The following is a 22,347-nucleotide window of genomic DNA, read 5'->3' on the forward strand; positions in this document are numbered from 1 at the left end:
GCACTTTTTTTTATTTCCATAATAAAATTTAAAGGTGCGGCTTAAATTGCCTCTATATCTATAAAAATTGTGATTTTATAGAAGCAACGATATACTTTATTAATTCACTACAGTTAAAGATGAAGAAAAAGGAAGTGACAATATACACAGATGGAGCATGCTCTGGTAACCCAGGGACAGGAGGGTGGGCAGCAATCATATTATTTCAAAATCATAGAAAGAACATCTGTGGTAGAGAAGAAAATACTACAAATAATAAAATGGAGTTAACAGCAGTGATCAATGGACTGAAGGTATTAAAATTTCCTTGTAATATCAGTTTGTATACGGATAGCCTCTATATTAAATACGGTATAACAGAATGGATAAATAAGTGGAAAATGAACGGCTGGAAGACAAGTAATAAGAAGTCAGTAAAAAATATAGAATTATGGAAAGAATTAGACGATGTTGCTTTGCAACATGAGATTAACTGGAAGTGGGTGAAAGCGCATAATGGTGATAAATACAATGAAGAAGCCGACAGCTTAGCAAGAAAAGCAATAATCGATGCTTAAAAAAATAGCTATATCATTTTCTATAATTTTATTATTTATATTCTGCTTCTTTATCCCTTTTAAAGGGGAAGGTCCTTTAGAAATCAATATTAGTTATATTAATTTTTATATAAAGAAAAAAATATTAAAGATATTTACCAATTCGGATGTCAGCATGGAGAGTACCTCGGTTATTTGGCAGAAAGATGGCAAGCTAGTCATTACAGATTTAAAAATAACAAATCCTGACTTTACCATAGAAGTTCCTGAGCTTTTCGTACACTTTAAGTTAAGTTCCAAAAAGTTCTCTCAGGTTTTAGCTGGTAATGTACACATATATATCAAGAAGGAAGAGACCAGAGGAATAACAACATCTGTAATGACAGATAAGATGAGTAGTACAAAAAATCTGCTGAAGACAATAAGAAAAATTTTTTTCTACTTAAATGCAGACTCAAGGATTGAAATTACTAACATTGCTGTCAATAAAAGCACGGAAGGTGAATTCTTCATTGATAAAGTATATGTAGGAAAGGAGGAAAATTTTAATGTTTTGAATATTCGTGTTCATACAAAAGATAAAAAGGGGATTCTAGATGATTTATCTATTATGATAAAAAATCGCAATAATTTGTTAAATTTGTATGGAACATTTTATAACCTAAAGTTGGGGCTATTTAACAAGTTTTCCACACTAGTTAAAAGTTACAATTTGGACAAAGAAATAGGGTTCAAAGGGAACTTCTCAATGAGAATTAATGGAAAGGATGAAGTTATGGATGGAAACATATACGTGTTAAATACAGAGAGTCACTCAGGTAAAAACTTAGCCTTGACTAATGTAAATGTAAATTTGACATATAGTGATGAAATCATTAGCGTAAAAAACTTTCATTTTAAGTTAAATGATACTTACCTTTCTTTGATTGGCAAAATGAACTTTGGCACAAATCATGCTTTGCTTAGAGTTAATATTAGTAAACTTGTTGCAAAAGATTTATGTACTTATGTACCAGATGGTCTAGTGAACAATGAATTTAGAAAGTGGTATTGTAATAATATTGATGGGAATATTATAAATACAATTATAAGTTTTAACGGTAAAATCGATAGTTTAATAAATGATGATCTGTCAGGTATTGTAATTGTTGCTGATATAGAAAATGGCAGCGTTCAATTTGATGAGGATTTTGAACGAGTGGAGAAGTTGAACGGTGAGTTAACTCTCAAGGATAACAATCTCAAAATTATTGTAAATAGAGCTAAGTTTCAGAATTTTACTATCAATAGTGGTCATATTGAAATGAACTCTCTCAATAAAGAAGATTCTGTTCTTACCATTAATGGTCAGGCTGTAAGTGATGCTTATGGGTTATATGAGCCTATAAGATTTAAGCTGGATGATGTGGTAAAACTTGAAAGAGATAAAGTAGGTGGAATAGCAAAGTCTGTATTCAATTTTCGCATTTTTAATCTAAACTCTAGTGATAAAAAAGTAGATTTTTCGGCCAAATTTCATTCTGAAATTGATAATTTGGTGGTGTATAATGGAAGTTTTGGTAAGTATGATATTAAGCTCGATTTTGGGAGTGACTTTATAGATTTAAATGGCAGTGGTATGGTAAATAATACACAGCTTCTATTTGACCTCAAAAGTAGCAATAAAAATGAAAATTTTGTCTGGAGTTTGACTGGAGATTTACCTGCTCAAATACTTAATTTCGGTGATGGTTACATAAATGCAAATATAGAATCAGTGGTATATCAAGATAAGACGGGATATATTAATGGTAATATAGATTTATCAGAGCTTGAGTCACGTTCAAGCTACTTAGGGTGGAAAAACCATTTTGAAGATCACAATAAAGTTTTATTTTCTACAAGGCTAAAAGGAGTAGGTGAGTTGCTAATAGACAAACTAGACGTTGTAGGAAATGATCTAGACATAAAATTCAGCGGAAGAGTAGAAAATGGAAATCTATATTTAAATTCTAGCAACTTTAAATTACCTGATAATAATTTTAGTATAGAGATTGAGTCAGGTAAGGAGAAAAATGCCATAACTATTCATGGTGAGAAAATCAACTTAAGTGATGTTTTAGGTTTACTTGGCAAAGATAGTAATCGATTAAATAACAACATAGAAGTTACTATGAATGTTGATAATATAATTATGAAAGAAGGAATTATCATAAAAGATGCTAAGCTAAATGTAACTTGTGCTAAAGGTGATTGTAGTGGAAGTCAATTCACAGGACAGTTTTTAGAAGATAACAGTAATATACTAGTAGAACATAGTGAAATAGGGCTTGAAATATATTCGGATAATTCAGGTATGCTTTTGCGTTCTTTAGGTATTGGTAAATCAGTTAAAAATGGCAAATTATCTCTTTATCTATCTTCTAAGAGAGAAAATGGAGAACATTATGGTATGTTATCTATCAGCAATTTCTATATCAAAGATGCTCCACTGCTTACCACTTTATTATCAATGTCTTCACTGCCTGGTATTGTAAATGCTATAAAGAACGAAGGTGTACATTTTTATAAGTGTAATGCACCTTTTTCATATAAAGATGGCACTGTTGAAATTGAAGAATCTTGGCTTGAAGGAGCGGAACTAGGCATTAGCACTAGTGGTACACTCGATATTAAGGGTTATAAATTCCAGGTTGAAGGACAAGTAATACCAGCATATTCAATTAACAAATCTTTGTTGAAAATCCCTATAATCGGAAAACTTCTGACTGGTGGGAAGAGTAGGGGGATTATTTCAATAGACTACAAAGCAAATGGTGATGATAAAAACAACAACGTATCTGTTAATCCTATCTCTTCGCTAACCCCAAGCTTACTTAAGAGGTTATTAGGAGTATTTGATCGTATTATGACAAAAACTAATAAAAGCATTTTAAAAGGTAGTTTGAAGAAGAAATTTAGCTCAATATGACCAGAAGAAAAGTTATTTATTGATGTTTAGTTAGATGGTAAACGTTAGATACAACAAACAGAGGAAGTTAGATAAAATAATTAAGGGAACAAGAATATAAAGGTTTAACTTGAAGTAACCGGATAAAATCTGAGTCACACTTCCAAGTGCTGGTACCCACGAAAGCAATGCAACTGCACAAATCAGTAGGTGCCTTACGATTTTTGGTGTTTTGTCTTCATTCTCTAATTTGTGATGTGATCTTCTGATAAAAATTGTTATTCTACCTAAATACCAGTTAGCTATTCCACCAAGACTGGATCCTAATACTCCAAAAAGTAATATAAGTAGTTGATCGTAGTTTGACCTAAAGCATAACATAGTGTAAAGTACAAAACCTTGATGTATGGGTAAGATAAGCGATGATACTAGGCTATCTATAAACAATAGGAGATAATTTTCCATACCAAGTTGTTGTACCATCTTCGTTGTCAGAAATTGTAACCCCCATTTGTTTCAATTGCTCTCTTATTTTGTCTGCAGTATCATAATCTTTATTTTGTTTTGCTACTTTTCTTAAGTCTATCAACCTTTCTATTTCTTGATGACTCACACCACTTGCAAACCACTCTTGATAACTTGACTCAAGAATACCAATGAACCTTGCGCTTTTAACAAACTTCTTAGTTAATTTGAGCCTCTCACATTCATTACTTGTCTTATTGATTTCTGTAGCCATTTCATGCAATATGGCTACAGCTTCAGGAATGTTTAAATCGTTTTTCAAAGCCTCTATAAAATCTTTAGAGACTTCTGCATCACTTTCCTCAATACATGTACTACGTAATAACCGATAAAACTTGTTTAAAGTTTCTTGCGACTCAGAGATAACATTTTCTGTCCAATCAAGTGGTTTTCTGTAGTGAGTTTTAAGCAGCGCATAACGTATTACTTCACCCTTTATTCCACTATCTAACAAATCCCTTACTTTGACTATATTAAATAAGGATTTGCTCATTTTCTCTTCATTTACCGTAAGAAACCCGTTGTGTACCCAATATTTTGCAAACGTTGACTCAGCAAATGCAGATTTACTCTGTGCAATTTCATTCTCATGATGAGGAAATTGCAAGTCTATACCCCCACCGTGAATGTCAAAATCTTTGCCAAGGTAAGCATATGACATGGCTGAACATTCTATATGCCACCCTGGTCTTCCCTCTCCCCATGGACTATTCCAGTGACTTGAAAGTTTATAGTCAGTTTCGTTTGCAGGTTTCCAAAGTACGAAGTCTCCTGGGTGTTTTTTATTTTCACCAACTTCAACTCTACTACCGTAGTTTAATTCATCAATTTTTTTTCCTGATAAAACGCCGTATTCAGGGTAAGATTCTACACTAAAATATACATGTTTATTGGATTCATAAGCATGACCAGCTTGCAGCAAAGACTCAATTAACTTGATAATGTTATCTATGTTTTCCGTTGCTTTTGGTTCATATGTTGGTTCTGCACAATTTATGCTTTCCATGTCTTCATGAAAAGTTTTAGTGTAATATTTGCTAATGCTTTCTATATTACTATTTTTCTCATTTGCTGCATTGATTATCTTGTCATCGATGTCGGTTATATTACGCACATAAGTAACTTTTCCATAACAAAATTTAAGCAGTCGAAATAATACATCGTAAACAACAATAGAACGTGCATTACCTATATGTGCTGTATCATATACTGTTGGCCCACAAACGTACATTTTTATATGATCTTTATCGATCGGTGTAAAGGGCTCTTTTTTTTTTGTTAAAGTGTTGTAAAGCTTAACCATATACAAAGCTTTTTAGAAAAGAAAATGCTCCAAATATAAGCTGTGGTCCTTTAACTATTACGACAAGAGTAAGTAATAACCCACACAATGATACTAATACTCCCATTATAGAGAGAAATCCATCTTTGCTCATGATACCCAGTGAAATGAGAGTTGTACCAATTGCAGGAATGAAGTTAGTTAAAGGAAGTGGGATTGCTATCGATAATGCACAAAGCAGCATTATAAATGCTAAAATATTTTCACCAGGACCACGAAAAATGAAAGACATTCTTGGTTTCATGAACTTTTCTATTTTTTTTAATGTAGGTGAAGTTTTCTCTACCACGAGAGCTAGTGTTGAACGTTGAAAAGATTTCCTTTCTAGCCAATTAGGCATCCAAGGAGAATCAAACCCAAATAGAAGCTGCAGTGAAAATAAGATTAAAGGTATAGAAAGAATGGTTGTATAGCCAGGTGGAACAGGTATAGGTACTGATAGCGGTAAAGAGAAGATGATTATTAAAATACCAAAACCACGCTCATGTAAAGCTGTTTTAATATCAAATAATGTTACTTTATCATTATCGTTATTATTAGTATCTGCAACCTCTTTTAGAATATCAGAGGCCAATTTTTTATCTTCAGTCAATTTCACACTTTTTTCCACAGTTACCCTTTAATAACAATATAACTTCTAACTAACATAGTTATTGCTATATTTCAATATCGATTATTCATTTCATGCTGTACTTCATTCTTTTATTAAAGTGTTGTAAAGCTTTTAAGTTATAAGGCTTTTAAGAAGAGAAAGTGTTCCGGCTATAAGTTTTGGTCCTTTAACTATTACAATAAGGGTAACCAATAACGCACAGAATGAAACTAACACTCCTAACGTAGATAAAAATCCATCTTTACCCATAATGCCGAGTGAAATAAGAGTTATACCAATTGCAGGAAGGAAGTGAGTAAAAGGTAATGGAAGAGCTATTATTATTGCACAAAGCAACATCATAAAAGCTAGAATCTTTTCACCCGGACCAAGAAAAATAAAAGACATTCTTGGTTTCATGAACTTTTCTATTTTTTTTAATATAGGTGAAGTTTTCTCTACCACGAGAGCTAGTGTTGAACGTTGAAAAGATTTCCTTTCTAGCCAATTAGGCATCCAAGGAGAATCAAACCCAAATAGAAGCTGCAGTGAAAATAAGATTAAAGGTATAGAAAGAATGGTTGTATAGCCAGGTGGAACAGGTATAGGTACTGATAGCGGTAAAGAGAAGATGATTATTAAAATACCAAAACCGCGCTCATGTAAAGCTGTTTTGATGTCGAACAATGTTACTTTATCACTATCGTTGTTATTGGTATCTGCAACCTCTTTTAGAATATCAGAGGCCAATTTTTTATCTTCAGTCAATTTCTCACTTTCTTCCACGATTAACCTTTAATAACATTCTAACTAACATAATTATTACTGTACTTCAATCATACCTCTTCAATTCTTTAGCCTTGTTTAAACAAATGACACGCACTTTAGTGCGTGTCACGAAACATAAGGAAGCTAACGATCTGGTTCATTAGATGATAGTTTCTCTGAATCCTTAAGTTCTTGTTTAAGGTTTTTAATGCCTTTGCCTAAATCACCCATAACTTGTGGTAACCTACCTGCACCAAACAGAACTAAGATTATTATTAAGACTAGAAACAGCTGCCATGGACCTAAACTCATTTGTACCTCCGTTGAAAATATTAACTTTTAGGTATTAAAACTTGACTGAAGCCAAGTGATACATAAATTATATCACTTTTATTGAATTATAAATCAAGAGTTTTTAATTATCTTATAATAGTTTTAGCCTAACATTAAGTTTAGTTTAGCTGTAGAGTAAAAGGAAGCTCACTAAAAAATTTTGCTAACGTATCATCTTTAGGTCTGTGGTATATGTAGCTAGGAACTCCTGATTGAATAATTTTACCATTTTTCATCACGTAAATAAAATCTGCAACTTTCAACGCTTCTTGCGGATCATGAGTTACCATGAGTACAGGAATATTTTTGCTTCTAAAAAGTGACAATATATGGTGCCTTATTCGATATTTGAGCAGTATATCTAAATTAGAAAATGGTTCATCGAGCAAAACAACATCAGGATTTTGCGCCATTACTCTTGCTATTGCAACTAATTGTTGCTGTCCTCCTGATAAAGCATGAGGGTACATGTTTTCATATTTTTCTATATTAAATAGCTTTAAGATTTCCAATGCAGTAAGGTATTTTTCTTTTTTAGAAGTACTGCAAATAGCAAAAGTTATATTTTCTATTACTGTTTTATGAGGAAATAATGCAGAATGCTGAAAAATCAATCCGATATTTCTACGCTCTATAGCAATTGACACTTTGTTACTTGCAACTAATTTATCATTTATAACAATGGTTCCAGATTTTGGATTTTCTATTCCTGCGATTAATTTTAGAATTGTTGACTTGCCACAGCCAGAATGACCTAGTAAACAGGCAACACTTCCTTTCTTCACTTGAATGTTGATGTTGCTTAAAGCAAAGCCATCTTGATTACTATAAAAGTAACTAATATTGTTAACTAGCATTAATCTTTCAATTGGAATCGTATTATTAAATATAACAGTATTACATTCAAGAAATACAGAAATATTTTTTATTATTGTGAATTAATTGTACAGGGTGCCTAGAAAAATGCGAGACTTTTTGCTATAATTTTGCATAAATAGCAGAAGACATGGGACTATAGCTCAGTAGGATAGAGCGTTGGATTCCTAATCCGAAGGCCGTGCGTTCGAATCGCACTAGTCCCACTTAATTTTGATAAAGTGGTTTAACAATCAAGAAATTATAATTGGTTTGAAAAGTGATTCTAGGAGCTAGATTGCATGGTTTCTCAAACTTGAATTTACAGGTTCAACCTTATTTTCTCTCATTTCGCTGTAACTTGGAAGTGTAAAATTTTTTACATGTAATCCAGTTACTATTACAACTAAAATAGCTAGGACACTGCAAACTAATGCACCAGCTAAAGATGGAACCATCACAGCAGCAGCAACAAACAATCCTGCAATAACAACTCCAACAACATCACTCCTTAATGAGGCGTAAAAACTCTCCTTACTTTTTTTGTATTTAGTTTCTTTTTCATGTGGTGGAGAAAATTGAGCCTCTACAAAGCCGTTAGCTTTCTTATCATTATTTGGTGTGACAGTTGGGCCAGTCCTTGTTGATACAGGTGCTTCATTTTTGTTATTATTACCATTAGTACTAACAGGGAGCACTGTTGCTACAGGTCTATTACCAATATTTCCATTACTGCTGCAAGGTTTTGCTCTATTTTCTTTTACATTGGGTGTTTCTGGTGTAATAAAGTTTAAAAGTACCTGAGTAATTTCTTCTTGTGTATTATTTTGTGTATTATTCACAGCACACTCTAAAGCTGCTTGTCTGCTTTCAGCATTTACATAACCTAAAAATGCTTTAACTTCTTGAACATTGCCTTGAATAATAGCAAGACGCAGAGCGTTAAATTTTTCTTCTTCATTAAATTTACCACTATCCAAGAGTATCTTTATAACATCAGCTTGTTTATTTATTGCAGCTGTACCCAACACAGTTTTGGAAGCAGTATCTTTAAAATCGATTCCGATGTTTAAATTTGTGAGTAACTCAACAATCTTTAGGAATATAATGCGATCGTCGATAATACCAGGTCCTTCTGAACGGACAGCATAATAAAGCAAAGTCCAACCATCTTGGTTTGTTATTTTTATATCTATTTTCTCTTTTTCAAGCTCATTACAAAACTCCTCAGCAGTTATATTAGGGTTGCTAGCTACAATTTTCTTTATCTTGTTGTATGAAGTAGAAAATTGATCATCTTCATTTTTGTTGCTAAGTTCTGCTCTATCTTCTTCTAAATTAGGTGTATTTTGCTCTTCCTTTTCCTTGTTTTCATCAGCAGTTACTTGTTCTTGCTCAGGAAGCTTGAATCCGTTTTCAAGGAAAAATTCTCTAACATTTAGGTTGTCATTTTCATCTGCAAGTTTTAGAAGTAAGTCTCCTAATGAATTGTTCCCTTCGCATTTACTTTGCAAATCAATGTATTTAAATTTAGTCTTTCTTCTTAACCTATTTTGCAAGCTTTCAAGGGTGATTTTATTGTTGTACCTATTATCATTAATTAAAAACCTACCTGCATCTAGACACAATTCCTTGATTTCTTCCTGACTGTACAATATAATTAAACCTACTATTACAATGCTCTATTATACCAACTTTATCAAAGTCAGTCAAGGAATCTTGCAGTATCAAATGGCATGATATATATTGATTTATAATTCTCGAGCAAATGATGGAAGATTTAGCTTATAAGTTAGTGAAAGTAACCGAAGCTGCAGCACTTGCTGCATATAAATTGGCAGGCCTTGGTAATGAAAAAAAGGCCGATCAGGTTGCAGTTGATGCAATGCGTACGGTGCTAAACTCAATGGAAATAAATGGTACAATTGTGATTGGGGAAGGGGAGAGGGACGAAGCACCGATGCTATATATCGGAGAAAAAGTTGGCACAGGAAGTGGCCCTGAGATTGACATCGCTGTTGATCCACTTGAGGGCACTACGATTTGCGCTCATTATAAACAAGGGGCAATGTCTGTTCTTGCTGCAACAAAAAAAGGTAATTTTTTACATGCACCTGATGTTTATATGGAAAAGATAGCAGTGGGAAAAAATCTCCCAGAGGGTGTAGTCTCACTAAAAAATAGGATTGAGAAGAATCTGGACAATTTAGCCAAGGCAAAAGGATGTAAAGCAAGTGATCTTATAGTAACTGTACTTAAACGTGAAAGGCATGATGAATTAATATTGAAAATCAGGAGATTGGGAGTAAAAGTTAAACTAATAGATGATGGTGATGTTGCAGCCGTAGTTTCACTAATAAATGGCAACCACGATATGTATATCGGCATAGGAGGAGCACCAGAGGGAGTGCTTGCAGCTGCAGCACTAAGCTCAATCGGTGGACAGATGGAAGGAAGATTGATATTTGACACCGATCAGTTAAGAGAAAGAGCAAAAATTTTGAATATCACGGACCCAGAAAAAATCTACACCATAAAAGATATGGCAAAGGGTGAATCAGTGTTTATTGCAACTGGAGTAACAAATGGAGAACTTGTGGATGGAGTAAAACTTAATCGAGATATCTGCTTGACCCGTTCATTAATAATATTACCTGGTAAGGTAGTAAAAATACAAACGAAATCAATATCTTGAACATTTATTATATACTAATTATATAATTTTGTAGAAGCTACCTGTAGCTGTCTTGTAAAAAAATGAGTTTACATATTAATTTTAGCTTTACAACATTTGGCATCAAGTTATAATTAAGCTTATTTAGATATAAGAGGTGTGAAATGTTTTCTTGGGTTTCTAGTTTTTTAAATCGTGAGGAGAAAAACTCACCGCTTGAAAAAAATAATAATTCTTCTTTAGAAAGCAAAGAAAGTTTAGCTATCTCATCCACTCAAAGAGATTCTCAATGTGTTTTACCTGATAATCAAAGTGGAAAGAATACAACTAACCCATTTCTTCAAACAAATCTTCAATTTAGTGAGGATGATGTAAAAAGCGTGCTCCAAGACTTCGAAAAATTGGATTATAATGATAGTAAGTGTTTTAACAAAATAGCAGAAGATTATAAAAATGAGGAAAAGAGTGACCTTTTTAACTACGTAATATTGAATAAGCGAAAATACATAACAGATATATTAGATCAGAGGCTTGCCCACAAAGATCAAGAAAATTTTAGGAAGAAATTTAGTGAATATCTTCTTAAAATAAACGAGAAAATGAATTATGGGAAAGAATTTCAAAATAAACTTCAATTGTTTGAAGATAGGGCAGAAGAAGTATTATCAGATTTTAGAAAATTGAATTTTGGCCTTAAGGATAATTTGTGTACAGATGATAAGGATAACGTAAATTATAATAAAGGCTGGCCTGCAGATCCATTTGACAAAATAGCGAATTATTATCGATGGAATAAGAACATTTTCCTTTTTAATTATGTGGTATTAAGTAAGCAAAAAGAAATAATAAGTATATTGAATGAAAAGTCTATTCCTGAAGACAAGCGAAAGAATTTTAAAAAGAGGTTGGGTAGATATCTTCTTCGAGTCGAAGAAGGGATGAGTAACGGACAGGAATTTCTCAAAACTGATAGTGCAGTTGCCTTTTTTGATGGATGTTATGTGCCATGCGCATATGCAAAACGTTCTCTTAATCATTATGATCATCTTAGTATTAATATTTCTAAGCCTGGGTGTAGCTTAGAAATCAGCCGTCTTTTCACTGACAAAATTGAAGGGATGGAAAGAAATAAAAATGAGGTAAAGATAGTAGAAATATACAGTAACGATAAAAGAATAGCAACGGTTGAGAAGAATGATAATGGAAAAAGAAATTACTGCTTTGAAGAAGATGCAATATGCAACATGGAAATTAAGTGGAGTGCAAAAAATGAAAAAGGTGAATTTGTTGACTGCTTTATTAGTTTAAATGCAAATTCTAGTAATATTGAGATTGGTCAGGTAACTATTAATGGTAAAGATGTTCAAGTAAGGGAAATTTTAGAATTAGCTAAGCAAAATAAGGATATGCTTATAGAAAATCAAGCTTTATATGAATTTTTAGAAGAATGTCTGGAGAACGTATTATGTGAGGAAGAGAAGAATATACAACCACAGGGAAAAGAAGTTGTTACAACACCTAGCTCCATTCTCCATGGCGTGGAACTAGATAAGATCAGCGAAGAGGAAGCCATAAAGAAAGGCTAGACTCCCGGGTACTTTGGTAGTTAGATGTATACTACACATTAAACCTAAAGTGCATTATATCACCATCTTGCACTATATAGTCTCTGCCTTCGAAGCGAATCTTCCCTGCATCTTTGCAAGCTGATTCGCTTCCATATTTTATATAATCTGCAAAGCTTATCGTTTCTGCTTTTATAAAGCCCTTTTCAAAATCAGTGTGAATTACACCTGCTGCTTTGTCAGCTGTTGATCCTATCTTTATTGGCCATGCACGTGCTTCTTTGGGGCCCACAGTAAAAAAAGTTATCATACTTAGCACTTCATACATAATACGTGCTACTCCATCAAGTCCTGATTCTTGTAAGCCAAATTCTGATAAAAAATTCTGTTTTTCCTCTTCACTATCAAGATTTGCAATATCTGCTTCAAGTTTCGCTGAAATACAATAAAATTTGCTTTTATTTTCTTCCGCCATTTTTTCCACCCTTTTAGATAGTTCATTACCAGTTATGATATTCGTATCTTCAACATTGCATACATACATAACAGGCTTTGTTGTTAGCAATTGAAGCAACTTCATCTCATCTTCATCGATATTCTCCAAGCTTCTTGCCGGTTTACCTAATTTTAAAGTAGCTAATACCTCTTGCATTAATTCAAGTTGTCTCTTTAGCTCTTTATCACCTTGCTTTGCTTTCTTTTCCAATTGAGGAAGCCTTTTTTCTATGCTATCAATATCAGCTAGAATTAACTCCATTTCCACTATTTCAGCATCTGATATTGGATCTATTTTACTGTTTACATGGCTGATATCGTCATCCGTAAAGCACCTGAGCAGATGAACAATGGCATCAACTTCTCTGATATGACTCAAAAATTTATTTCCTAGTCCTTCACCCTTGCTCGCACCCTTAACCAAGCCGGCAATATCGACGACTTCCAGTTGATTGTAGATTATTTTCCCTGAGTGAGCAATCGCGGCAATTTGTTTCAAACGCTGATCTCGTATTGGCACTTTGCCAACATTTGGCTCGATTGTGCAAAAAGGATAATTTGCAGCTTCAGCTGCACTTGACTCTGTAAGTGCATTAAATAAAGTTGATTTTCCTATATTTGGCAGTCCAACTATACCACAGTTAAAGCTCATATTTGCTATTTAAAGCCTTAATTATTGCATAATTAAAAAATTTTTGCTATACCTAATTAGTTACTTATTAATAAGTTAGTTAATATAATAACATATAGCTTGAATTAAGGTAGAAATTATGGTTGGGCTTAGAAAACGGAAATTACCAAATGGTTTTGACAGTATTGAAAATGCTAAAGGACGCAAGACTTCAGAGAGTAATGTAGAAAAAGAACCTTCTAATAACCAAGTAGTTAAATATGATACTGCAGGTGATGGCAATTGCTTTTTTCATGCAGTGTTTGGTGATAACAGTTCTGGTACATATAAAGCTGAAAGAGCGCAAGATATGAGAATGGAATGGCACAAATTTTTAAGTCGATTTACGTCTTTAGATGATCCAAGTATGCCAGCTCCTTTAAAGGATCAGCTAGAAAAGGTTTTTAATATGTTTTTTAATAAGCCAGGGGATTTAACTGGCAAGTCTGATAAAATAAAGGGTCTGGTTAAGCAAACAAATAGGAAAATTGAAAATGCTGAAGGTAATGTGAAGAGGTTGGTAAGTAGAGCTGTTAGCAAATTTAATATATCGCATAATCAAGCTGTGCTTAATCTAAGTGAATATGCAGAGGCTCTTGATGGCATTGGTGAGAGTGACTATAATGCCGAATATAACAGTGATTTTATTACACGCTCATTTCTTGACAAACCTGAACTCTATCAATCCTATCTAGAAGCAATAGAAAGTAAAAGTTATTTTCCTTTTATTGAAGAAATTCAATTATTAGCTTCTTTAGCTAACATTGAAATTAATGTCCATTGTAAAGTTAGCGGCAGAGAGAAACAACAAAAGTTTGAACCAAATCCTGAAATGATAAACAATGATCAACTAAATCAGATGTTTAATCGTGAGAGTTATAAATTAAATGACGAGTTATGGGGTAGTAAAGAGAGAGAAACAATATATCTTGAAGGAAATCATTACTCTAGGGCTAAAATTGTAACTCAAGAGTTAATAAAACAGCAGCAGGAGCAAGAAGACTTTCTATTAGCAAAACAACTTCAGATAGATGAAATTTTGGAATATTGTGATCTTTCAAAGGATATCTCTGAGAGAGTAGAGATTGAGAGGGAGTTTGATGAGTTATTGGTAGGAAATGCTAATGGAAAAATTGGTGATGTTATAGGGCAGTGCATTAATGATGTACAACAACGTATAAAATGCCTTGAGGAGCCAGTCTTATCAAGAAGGTGCAGTGTGGAAGAAGCACGTGTAGAAAAAACATTTTATCAACAACAAGTACCACAACCTGTAAGATAAGTCTTCATAGTCTATATACTTCTATAGGGGGGCATTCTATAATAAAAGCCATGCTCATTTTTAACCACTGCTTAATAAGAATAAAGTCTTAGCAAAACAAACACAAGAACAATAGGATTTCTTGCTTGCAAAGCAACTCCAAGATCGGGAGGAAAAAGACTTTTTCCTTGCAAGGCAACTTCAAGAGCAACCCTCACGCACAATCTCTTAACCCAAATGGAGGAAGTAAAAATAGAAGATCAGCAGCAACAAATACTTATAAAATAATAACTCTATGGTTAATGTGCGAGATTTAATTAAAAAATGTTGTCATTCGAGTAGCTGACACTGGGCTCCAATGTCAATTACTCGGATAACAAAAAAACACAGGCTTCACATGCATCTGCAGTACTGTATTAGTCTACTATCTTCATTCCCACAACATTATACCCTGAATCAACATGTAAAATTTCTCCAGTTGTACCACTACTCAGGTCGCTTAATAAGTATAGTGCTGCCTTGCCAACATCTTCTATTGTAACATTACGTCTAAGTGGAGAATTACTTCTATTCCATTCCGATATGGAGTGAAAGTCACTTATTCCAGAAGATGCCAAAGTTCTGATTGGACCAGCAGAAATTGCATTTACTCTGATGTTCTGTGGTCCGAGATCACATGCTATATATTTTACACTTGCTTCAAGTGCTGCTTTACATAAACCCATCACATTATAATTTGGCATAACTTTTTCAGCACCATAGTAAGATAAAGTAAGTAAACTACCGCCATTTAACATCATTTTTTCCGCTCTTTGCGCTAAAGCAGTAAAAGAATAGCACGATATATGCATTGCATTAATAAAGTTGTTTAGTGAAGTATTGACATATTTACCATTTAGCTCATTTTTATCGGAGAATGCTATTGCATGTACCAAAAAATCAATAGCACCCCACTTCTCCTTTATTTCCTTAAAAGCATTATCTATAGTTTCCTCATTTGAAACATTACAGTGCAATATTAACTCTACATTTAATTCACTTGCTATTGGTAATAATTTCTCTTTTATTGTTTCATTTTGATAAGTGATTGCAAGCTCAGCTCCATGTTCTGAGAGGGTCTGTGCTATACCATATGCTATTGACCTTTTATTTATTATTCCGGTTATTAACCCTTTTTTGCCCTGCAATATCATAGAATTATTTGCCTTTTTTATAATTTGAAATATTAACTAGGCAAAGTCAATTATGTTTTAACTGTAGCTAACGTATAAAAAAGGTTCTGTCGCATCTATAAACCATAGGAAAAAAGGTGGGATTATAGGAGTTATGAAGCCATTAACATAGCAAAATTCTCAAAAGTAGAAACATTATTTTAATAATTTGTCTTTTTTGAATCATACGAATATTTTCTATGCCTGTGATGGTAATCTTTGCGAAATGGAAGCTTTTAAACCCAAGCATTGGCTTTATTAGTTTTTTGATAAATCTATCAACAATATTATTTAGATATTTTATTTGAAGAACTGTAATCTTCAGAAATTTCTGCATTCAAATCATCAAGAGCAGCAGTATTACTGCCGCTTTTATCAATTACAATTTTCTCAGGAAGATAGTTACTCCTGAAGGCTTTACGAAAGAATGCAAGTGCTGCAGACTTGTCTCTACTAACACACAAGTCTACAGTATATAAATAAACCCATTTACCGTTTAATTTAATGTAAGTCTCTCCAACTACTACCAACCTGCTTCTTTCTTTTCCTTACTGCCTCATCTATCAGTCGTGATAACCCACCTTTGTAACGTAGCATTTTGCTCCCCTTATACTCATCATTTCTTCCAAATCTCGATAGCTCAAAGAGAATCGACATTTCATGTATACAGATAACATCCGCTGAAAAGCTAAATCCTTTGAAATATGGCAACAATTTTTGATTGATACGAAACATCTTTGCTTTTTTTTTAGACAATTATATCATTCTTCTTTCTACTTCCCTACAAATGCGACAGAACCTTTTCATGATACTGTTTATAATCCTCAAGACTCTTTGATATTTTGCCTTTTAACTCTTCTTGCGAATCTTTGCTTTTTAACGTTTCTTGCAAATTTTTGTCTTTTAACAACTCGTTAGCTTTAGATTTTTCAATTTTTGGCTTCCACTCATCATATGTATATTTTTGTTTCCCACCATATTTTGTACCATAACACTCGCTTCCTGCATTAAATATTTCTTCGTTACAGATTTTATCACCCTGATAAAAGTAATCGCTTATATTAATTTTATCGCTAGTTAAAGTTTGTCTAATTGCTGCTTTATTTTCTGCAAATTCTTCTCTGTACTTGTTAATGCAATTTAGTAATTCTTTTTTGCAATCTGTAGTCATAAGCTGTTTCCTTTAATAAAATAATTAATACTTTATTACTAATCTGAGGTATACTAAGGTAGTGATAAGAAGTCCAGCATCTACGAAGTTTATTTAAACTATTTTCAAAACGAATAAAATGTAATTTTAGGTAAATAAAATGAATTACGATGTAATCATTTCAGGTAGTGGGCTAATTGGTCTTATTACTGCTATTGGCCTGAGTAATGACTCTGTATCTGTAGCCGTAATTGAGAAAAATAGTTTACCACGTGCAGTTGATGATAATCGAGCATTTGCTATTTCTCAAGGATCAAAAAAAATACTAGAAAAATTAGGGATTTGGCGGCTCTTAGAAGGCGAAGCTGAACCAATACTTGATATATGCATATTAGATGGAGATAGTCCATTTACTGTGCATTATGACCATAAAATGGTTGGTGAAGAGCCAATGGGCTACGTAATCAAGAGCGCTATTATATGGAATGCAATCAATAACAATTTTTTGCATAAACTCAATATATATTCTCCACGTTCCTATAAAACAATCTCTTGTGACGAAGGATACATGGAAGTTACTCTTGATAATGATCAAAAATTGATATCATCACTATTTATCTGTGCTGAAGGTAAAAACTCTAAGTTGCCAGAGTTGTTTTCTATACCAATGATAAAATTTGATTATAAACAAAATAGCATGGTATTTAATGTAAAACATGAATTACATCACCAAAACTTAGCTGTAGAGCGGTTTTTTCCTGGTGGTCCATTTGCAATTTTGCCAATGAAAGGTGGCTATACTTCTTCAATAGTTTGGACAGAAAAATGCGAAATTTCAAAAATGCTGATGAGCTTATCTGAAGAGGAGTTTATCATAGAACTCAAAAAAAGATTTGGTTCTTATTTGGGAGAAATTGAATTAGAGGGTGAAAGAAAATCTTACCCTTTGAGTTTTACTTTTGCGAGAAAGCTTCATAAAAGCAGAATTTTGCTGATTGGCGATGCAGCACATTCAATCCACCCGGTTGCAGGTCAAGGACTTAACCTTGGAATGAGAGATGTAGAGAGTGTTATTAGACAAATAACTGCTGCAAAATCCTCTGGCATTGATGTTGGCAGTAATTATCTATTGAAGAAAATTTCACGTGATAGATACTTTGATAATTTTACTATGGCACTTGCAACTGATGGACTAAATAGAATATTTTCCAACAGAATACTTTGCGTTAAAGTTCTGAGCAATCTTGGTTTAATGGTAGTTGAAAATTCAGATTTTCTTAAAAAAAGCTTCGTTCGACATGCTATGGGGTTGGTTCTGTCGCATTTGTAGGGAAGTAGAAAGAAGAATGATATAATTGTCTAAAGAAAAAGCAAAGATGTTTCGTATCAATCAAAAATTGTTGCCATATTTCAAAGGATTTAGCTTTTCAGCGGATGTTATCTGTATACATGAAATGTCGATTCTCTTTGAGCTATCGAGATTTGGAAGAAATGATGAGTATAAGGGGAGCAAAATGCTACGTTACAAAGGTGGGTTATCACCACTGATAGATGAGGCAGTAAGGAAAAGAAAGAAGCAGGTTGGTAGTAGTTGGAGAGACTTACATTAAATTAAACGGTAAATGGGTTTATTTATATACTGTAGACTTGTGTGTTAGTAGAGACAAGTCTGCAGCACTTGCATTCTTTCGTAAAGCCTTCAGGAGTAACTATCTTCCTGAGAAAATTATAATTGATAAAAGCGGCAGTAATACTGCTGCTCTTGATGATTTGAATGCAGAAATTTCTGAAGATTACAGTTCTTCAAATAAAATATCTAAATAATATTGTTGATAGATTTATCAAAAAACTAATAAAGCCAATGCTTGGGTTTAAAAGCTTCCATTTCGCAAAGATTACCATCACAGGCATAGAAAATATTCGTATGATTCAAAAAAGACAAATTATTAAAATAATGTTTCTACTTTTGAGAATTTTGCTATGTTAATGGCTTCATAACTCCTATAATCCCACCTTTTTTCCTATGGTTTATAGATGCGACAGAACCTTTTTTAGTGCTGTGCATATTTGGCAATAGACGTTTACTTATTACTAAATTTATTATAGTATAATTTAAAATCCTCATGGTATCGAACCATTTCACTAAGTACAATGATAAAAAAACTAGCCTTTCTATGTCTAATATTCGTTTTGATGAGTAGTTGTAGTTTTAGCAATAGGTGTAATCACACTGCAGGTCATTATAAAATTGGCAATAGCTATACAATAAATGGTATCACCTACCACCCAAAATACTTTAGCTGTTACGAAGAAGTAGGAATAGCATCGTGGTATGGAATAGAAGATCATGGCACAATTACAGCCAACGGTGAAGTGTTTAATCGTCACTTGATTTCTGCAGCACATAAGACCTTGCCCCTACCCTGCTTTGTTCGTGTTACTAATTTAGAAAATGGAAGAAAGCTTGTTATAAGAGTTAATGATAGAGGGCCATTTGTTGAAGGTAGAATAATAGACTTGTCAGAAAAAGCAGCACAAGTTTTAGGACTTCATAAGTCTGGGCTTGCGAAAGTAAAAGTCGAGTACTTAAGAAAGAGGTCAGAACAATTGATACAAAATACTCCTCATTACAAAAGGCAATATGAAAAAGAAATGCAGAAACGTCACCCAAAACAAAACAATGCAGAAAGTAAGGGATATGTAGCATTTTTTGTAAACGCTCAAGTAGCTAAATCAGCTGCATCAAAGCTTCGTAATCAAGGAATAGAAAATGTTAGATTGCTTTTCAAGAATGATCAATATTGCGTAAAAGTAAGTTAAAACCTGCATTACAGATTGTGTAGCATGCCAGAAACTATTTGACAAATGAGAATGTTCCAAAAGCATGTGCGTCAAGTTGAGAAACTATCGTAAAATATAGCAATATTTAAGATTGGTATTTTATTTGTTACATTTCAGGTAGTGACAGCTACCTCAGCTAGAGCTGTAAAAAATAATCTACCACTCAAGAAATTTCATTAAGAAAATAGCATAATCTTATTTCTTGGGAGTGTTAAATAAACCATACGCGTCAAGTTAAGGAAAAATGAACAAATTTAGTGCACTCAAAGTTGATATTCTTGTTTTTCTATATTTATCTTTTAAGGAGAATTTTGACCAGGTTGAGATGAGTTTTTTGAGGAAAATTTGAACTTTACTGACTACACAATTTAATGTTAAGAATAACTCTCTAACCCGCCTTTTTAGCTCAATAAATGCCTTTGTTAAGCTAAGTTCTGTATTCTTTTTCACTTCTGTGCAACCAACTATGCCGTGAAATATAAGAATTGCGCACAATTTAGCATATAGTTCACATAATACTCTGCATGGCTTTCCTTTTAGCTTATCAAGTCTGATATGGCTTTTATACAATTTAAATAATAACTCAATTTGCCACCTTACTCTGTAAATCGTTAATACTTGCTCAGCACTAATTTTATTTTCTGGAACATTAGTTATAAATATTGACCAGTTCAACAATTTTTGATTTCTTTTAGAGGATGTATATCCCTGCGATCTTGCTAATCTATTAGCTTTCCTTCTTCTGGCCATAGACTGTTCTTCAGTTAGTTTCTGACATATAATTCTTACTCTAATTTTTGCTTCTTTTCCTAACAATACCTCGTTTTCTAAAAATAACTTATCCTCTAAACATTCTAATAACTCCATTTTTTGATTTGTTTCTACATCATATATGTTGGTATCGGATTTATAACGACTTATGAAATAAGCTCCTATTTCATTGATTTGTTTAAAAGAACTTGACACAAAATAACCGAGATCAGATATTAGCAAATCATTGCTTAATATATTACTTAAATGTTTCCTATATCCCTGGTCTGATCTTACTCCCTCCGTTAAATTAAGTTGGTCTATTATCTGATTCATGTAGTCGAAAACTAATTGTAACTTTATTCCAGACTTAGTATTGCTTTCATAGCCACTGTAGCTAGTACCATAACCTTTATACATCTCTTCCATACTGTTAGGTAGAGTAATATAGCTACTGTCCAATAATTTAACACTATTAAATTGCTGTAAGATTTTGCAATCAACTTGCAAGATATTTTTGAAGAGAACCACAGATTCATTATACATCCTTTTCATAAATTCCACTGCTTCTTCAGTAAATCTAAAATCCAAACCTTGTTTTGTTATATCTATCGAGTCCTCGTTTAGTAATTGACACATTGTTTCTACGCTACAATTATCAACCCCTATATTACCCAAGACCATGGCTTTTACGAACGATGAACCTTTTAGCTTTCTCTTTCTTTTTATAAACCTTGTTGTAGTTGAGATTTTATCTGCTTTTTCATTAAAAAATTCTTTGAGCTTTTTTGATAAGCTAGTTATTTTATTCATTGGTTCTCTCACTAAAAGTATTTCTGGGAGAACTTATACCTTATTATTCTATCTCTTTCATACCTTTATTTCCTTAACTTGACGCGTATGGTTTATTTAACACTCCCGATAGCTTGCTTAAACCCATAAAATCTCTTCATTTGCTCACTCCATAACATTGGTATTTCTCTTAAATCAGCTAGCTTCAAATCTCTTGGCTGCCTTCCATTTACTATATCTTCTTTAATTTTTGGTGCTAAATAATTTAATCTTAAAATTTGGTGTATACGTCTTGTACCTATATTAATTTTGGCACTCAGCTCTTTCACACTTCTGTATTTTCCTTCTTCTAGTTGCCGTTTCCACAGATGGGCTCTTACCACTGCTTTGAGTAACGCATTATTTGTTTTTCCTTCTGGCTCGATTACTGTGCATTTCTTTCCTTTCTTCTTTATTGGTATAAAATTTTCCTCTGACTCAGAATGCACTCCTATTCCATCTTCTTTTATCATTACTCTCTTTATTAACTTTTTCACCACTTCTTTCTGCTTTCCAAAACTTAAATTTTTCCACTCTTCAGCTTTTTCTTCCAAATTTTCATATAGGAGTTCAGCTCTTTTCATTACTTCTTTTTCTATTTTTCCAGCTACTACAGTTCGGTTTATCGATTCACAACCTTTTCCTCTTAAATGATTGTTGCATACATAGTATCGATACCTTTTATTTTCTTTTTTTGCATACGTCAGCGTCATATTTACACCACAGCTCTTGCACTTAATTATTCCCCTAAGTAGCGCTTCCTCATATTTTGCTTTTCTATATGGTTGATTCCTTATTAATTCTTGTGCTTTTTTCCACTTTTCCTCTTCTATTATTGCTTCATGTTTTCCCTCATACTCTTTTTCATAATGCCTAATTTTTCCCATATATATTGGATTTGTTATTGTTCTCCTTACCGTGGCCTTTTTAAAGATATCTGATTTCGTCCGGTATCCTTCTCTGTTTAACTCCCTTGACAACTCTGCCATTGACTTCAGCTCGGTTCTGTCGCATTTGTA

The 22,347-nt window shown here is 33.1% G+C and carries 18 protein-coding genes, 1 tRNA gene and 3 pseudogenes; 9 read left to right on the forward strand and 13 right to left on the reverse strand.

Annotated elements, in window-relative coordinates:
• Positions 1-119 precede the first annotated feature (119 nt).
• Both rnhA and AAGD65_RS03770 read left to right on the forward strand, forming a co-directional pair.
• Complete coding sequence (gene rnhA / locus AAGD65_RS03765) at positions 120-557, forward strand: ribonuclease HI (RefSeq protein WP_010401349.1); 438 nt, start codon at positions 120-122, stop codon at positions 555-557.
• The gene (locus AAGD65_RS03770) at positions 550-3,486 is read left to right on the forward strand and encodes a DUF3971 domain-containing protein (RefSeq protein WP_264682743.1); all 2,937 of its coding nucleotides are present in this window, start codon (positions 550-552) and stop codon (positions 3,484-3,486) included. Before rnhA ends, AAGD65_RS03770 begins: the two co-directional genes overlap by 8 nt.
• A 30-nt stretch (positions 3,487-3,516) precedes the next feature.
• Here AAGD65_RS03770 and AAGD65_RS06990 read toward each other — a convergent pair whose 3' ends face one another.
• The 6 genes from AAGD65_RS06990 to AAGD65_RS03795 all read right to left on the reverse strand — a co-directional run bounded on the left by AAGD65_RS06990 (position 3,517) and on the right by AAGD65_RS03795 (position 7,882).
• Positions 3,517-3,930, reverse strand: a complete 414-nt coding sequence (locus tag AAGD65_RS06990; RefSeq protein ID WP_012481730.1) for a YqaA family protein — start codon at positions 3,928-3,930, stop codon at positions 3,517-3,519.
• Positions 3,899-5,293 (reverse strand): cysteine--tRNA ligase, encoded by a 1,395-nt coding sequence (cysS, locus tag AAGD65_RS03775; protein ID WP_064085935.1) that lies wholly within the window; start codon positions 5,291-5,293, stop codon positions 3,899-3,901. Before cysS ends, AAGD65_RS06990 begins: the two co-directional genes overlap by 32 nt.
• The gene (locus tag AAGD65_RS03780) at positions 5,286-5,942 is read right to left on the reverse strand and encodes an exopolysaccharide biosynthesis protein (RefSeq protein ID WP_007302767.1); all 657 of its coding nucleotides are present in this window, start codon (positions 5,940-5,942) and stop codon (positions 5,286-5,288) included. Before AAGD65_RS03780 ends, cysS begins: the two co-directional genes overlap by 8 nt.
• Positions 5,943-6,056: 114 nt before the next feature.
• Complete coding sequence (locus AAGD65_RS03785) at positions 6,057-6,710, reverse strand: exopolysaccharide biosynthesis protein (protein ID WP_007302768.1); 654 nt, start codon at positions 6,708-6,710, stop codon at positions 6,057-6,059.
• Between the two features lie 126 nt (positions 6,711-6,836).
• Positions 6,837-7,004, reverse strand: a complete 168-nt coding sequence (locus tag AAGD65_RS03790) for a twin-arginine translocase TatA/TatE family subunit (RefSeq protein ID WP_006013840.1) — start codon at positions 7,002-7,004, stop codon at positions 6,837-6,839.
• Positions 7,005-7,144: 140 nt separating this feature from the next.
• Positions 7,145-7,882, reverse strand: a complete 738-nt coding sequence (locus tag AAGD65_RS03795; RefSeq protein WP_007302769.1) for an ABC transporter ATP-binding protein — start codon at positions 7,880-7,882, stop codon at positions 7,145-7,147.
• A gap of 151 nt (positions 7,883-8,033) precedes the next feature.
• Here AAGD65_RS03795 and AAGD65_RS03800 point away from each other — a divergent pair.
• Positions 8,034-8,107 (forward strand) — tRNA-Arg (locus AAGD65_RS03800).
• Positions 8,108-8,173: 66 nt separating this feature from the next.
• Here the strand turns inward: AAGD65_RS03800 and AAGD65_RS03805 are convergent.
• Positions 8,174-9,535, reverse strand: a complete 1,362-nt coding sequence (locus AAGD65_RS03805; protein WP_341810881.1) for an ankyrin repeat domain-containing protein — start codon at positions 9,533-9,535, stop codon at positions 8,174-8,176.
• A gap of 116 nt (positions 9,536-9,651) precedes the next feature.
• Here AAGD65_RS03805 and glpX point away from each other — a divergent pair, with 116 nt between their 5' ends.
• Positions 9,652-10,575: a class II fructose-bisphosphatase gene (glpX, locus tag AAGD65_RS03810; protein WP_254230082.1), complete on the forward strand. Its 924-nt coding sequence runs from the start codon at positions 9,652-9,654 to the stop codon at positions 10,573-10,575.
• Positions 10,576-10,718: 143 nt separating this feature from the next.
• The gene (locus AAGD65_RS03815) at positions 10,719-12,140 is read left to right on the forward strand and encodes a hypothetical protein (RefSeq protein ID WP_341810882.1); all 1,422 of its coding nucleotides are present in this window, start codon (positions 10,719-10,721) and stop codon (positions 12,138-12,140) included.
• Between the two features lie 31 nt (positions 12,141-12,171).
• Here the strand turns inward: AAGD65_RS03815 and ychF are convergent, their stop codons facing one another.
• Positions 12,172-13,266: a redox-regulated ATPase YchF gene (ychF, locus tag AAGD65_RS03820; RefSeq protein WP_341810883.1), complete on the reverse strand. Its 1,095-nt coding sequence runs from the start codon at positions 13,264-13,266 to the stop codon at positions 12,172-12,174.
• 118 nt (positions 13,267-13,384) lie between these two features.
• Here ychF and AAGD65_RS03825 point away from each other — a divergent pair, with 118 nt between their 5' ends.
• Positions 13,385-14,566 carry a hypothetical protein gene (locus AAGD65_RS03825; protein WP_264682753.1) on the forward strand — a complete coding sequence of 394 codons (1,182 nt, stop codon included), beginning with the start codon at positions 13,385-13,387 and terminating at the stop codon, positions 14,564-14,566.
• A 395-nt stretch (positions 14,567-14,961) separates the two neighbouring features.
• Here AAGD65_RS03825 and AAGD65_RS03830 read toward each other — a convergent pair whose 3' ends face one another.
• The 3 genes and pseudogenes from AAGD65_RS03830 to AAGD65_RS03840 all read right to left on the reverse strand — a co-directional run bounded on the left by AAGD65_RS03830 (position 14,962) and on the right by AAGD65_RS03840 (position 16,927).
• A complete protein-coding gene (locus tag AAGD65_RS03830; protein WP_010406361.1) occupies positions 14,962-15,738 on the reverse strand; it encodes an enoyl-ACP reductase in 777 nt (258 codons plus the stop codon).
• Positions 15,739-15,869: 131 nt separating this feature from the next.
• Positions 15,870-16,491: pseudogene (locus AAGD65_RS03835) on the reverse strand (IS6 family transposase).
• Positions 16,492-16,537: 46 nt separating this feature from the next.
• A complete protein-coding gene (locus AAGD65_RS03840) occupies positions 16,538-16,927 on the reverse strand; it encodes a hypothetical protein (RefSeq protein WP_264682755.1) in 390 nt (129 codons plus the stop codon).
• A gap of 139 nt (positions 16,928-17,066) precedes the next feature.
• Between AAGD65_RS03840 and ubiH the strand changes: the two genes are divergently transcribed.
• The 3 genes and pseudogenes from ubiH (at position 17,067) to AAGD65_RS03855 (ending at position 19,726) form a co-directional block, all read left to right on the forward strand.
• The gene (gene ubiH, locus AAGD65_RS03845) at positions 17,067-18,236 is read left to right on the forward strand and encodes a 2-octaprenyl-6-methoxyphenyl hydroxylase (protein ID WP_264374827.1); all 1,170 of its coding nucleotides are present in this window, start codon (positions 17,067-17,069) and stop codon (positions 18,234-18,236) included.
• A gap of 46 nt (positions 18,237-18,282) precedes the next feature.
• Positions 18,283-18,904 (forward strand): annotated as a pseudogene (locus AAGD65_RS03850) (IS6 family transposase).
• A gap of 153 nt (positions 18,905-19,057) precedes the next feature.
• Positions 19,058-19,726: a septal ring lytic transglycosylase RlpA family protein gene (locus AAGD65_RS03855; protein WP_319803472.1), complete on the forward strand. Its 669-nt coding sequence runs from the start codon at positions 19,058-19,060 to the stop codon at positions 19,724-19,726.
• A gap of 255 nt (positions 19,727-19,981) precedes the next feature.
• On the opposite strand, the gene AAGD65_RS03860 is transcribed toward AAGD65_RS03855, so the two are convergent.
• Positions 19,982-21,310 carry an IS4 family transposase gene (locus AAGD65_RS03860; RefSeq protein ID WP_264682442.1) on the reverse strand — a complete coding sequence of 443 codons (1,329 nt, stop codon included), beginning with the start codon at positions 21,308-21,310 and terminating at the stop codon, positions 19,982-19,984.
• Positions 21,311-21,402: 92 nt separating this feature from the next.
• Positions 21,403-22,329: pseudogene (locus AAGD65_RS03865) on the reverse strand (recombinase family protein); the annotation flags it as partial.
• Positions 22,330-22,347: the final 18 nt, after the last annotated feature.

This window comes from Wolbachia endosymbiont (group B) of Chesias legatella, from assembly GCF_964026945.1.
Classification (GTDB): Bacteria; Pseudomonadota; Alphaproteobacteria; order Rickettsiales; family Anaplasmataceae; genus Wolbachia.

Bases quoted from the DNA above. Each gene is read 5' to 3' on its own strand.
- AAGD65_RS06990 (WP_012481730.1), bottom strand. From the start codon at position 3,930: ATGGAAAATTATCTCCTATTGTTTATAGATAGCCTAGTATCATCGCTT.
- cysS (WP_064085935.1), bottom strand. From the start codon at position 5,293: ATGGTTAAGCTTTACAACACTTTAACAAAAAAAAAAGAGCCCTTTACA.
- AAGD65_RS03860 (WP_264682442.1), bottom strand. From the start codon at position 21,310: ATGAATAAAATAACTAGCTTATCAAAAAAGCTCAAAGAATTTTTTAAT.
- glpX (WP_254230082.1), top strand. From the start codon at position 9,652: ATGGAAGATTTAGCTTATAAGTTAGTGAAAGTAACCGAAGCTGCAGCA.
- AAGD65_RS03840 (WP_264682755.1), bottom strand. From the start codon at position 16,927: ATGACTACAGATTGCAAAAAAGAATTACTAAATTGCATTAACAAGTAC.
- AAGD65_RS03830 (WP_010406361.1), bottom strand. From the start codon at position 15,738: ATGATATTGCAGGGCAAAAAAGGGTTAATAACCGGAATAATAAATAAA.
- AAGD65_RS03790 (WP_006013840.1), bottom strand. From the start codon at position 7,004: ATGAGTTTAGGTCCATGGCAGCTGTTTCTAGTCTTAATAATAATCTTA.
- AAGD65_RS03770 (WP_264682743.1), top strand. From the start codon at position 550: ATGCTTAAAAAAATAGCTATATCATTTTCTATAATTTTATTATTTATA.
- AAGD65_RS03795 (WP_007302769.1), bottom strand. From the start codon at position 7,882: ATGCTAGTTAACAATATTAGTTACTTTTATAGTAATCAAGATGGCTTT.
- rnhA (WP_010401349.1), top strand. From the start codon at position 120: ATGAAGAAAAAGGAAGTGACAATATACACAGATGGAGCATGCTCTGGT.
- AAGD65_RS03855 (WP_319803472.1), top strand. From the start codon at position 19,058: ATGATAAAAAAACTAGCCTTTCTATGTCTAATATTCGTTTTGATGAGT.
- AAGD65_RS03825 (WP_264682753.1), top strand. From the start codon at position 13,385: ATGGTTGGGCTTAGAAAACGGAAATTACCAAATGGTTTTGACAGTATT.
- ubiH (WP_264374827.1), top strand. From the start codon at position 17,067: ATGAATTACGATGTAATCATTTCAGGTAGTGGGCTAATTGGTCTTATT.
- ychF (WP_341810883.1), bottom strand. From the start codon at position 13,266: ATGAGCTTTAACTGTGGTATAGTTGGACTGCCAAATATAGGAAAATCA.
- AAGD65_RS03815 (WP_341810882.1), top strand. From the start codon at position 10,719: ATGTTTTCTTGGGTTTCTAGTTTTTTAAATCGTGAGGAGAAAAACTCA.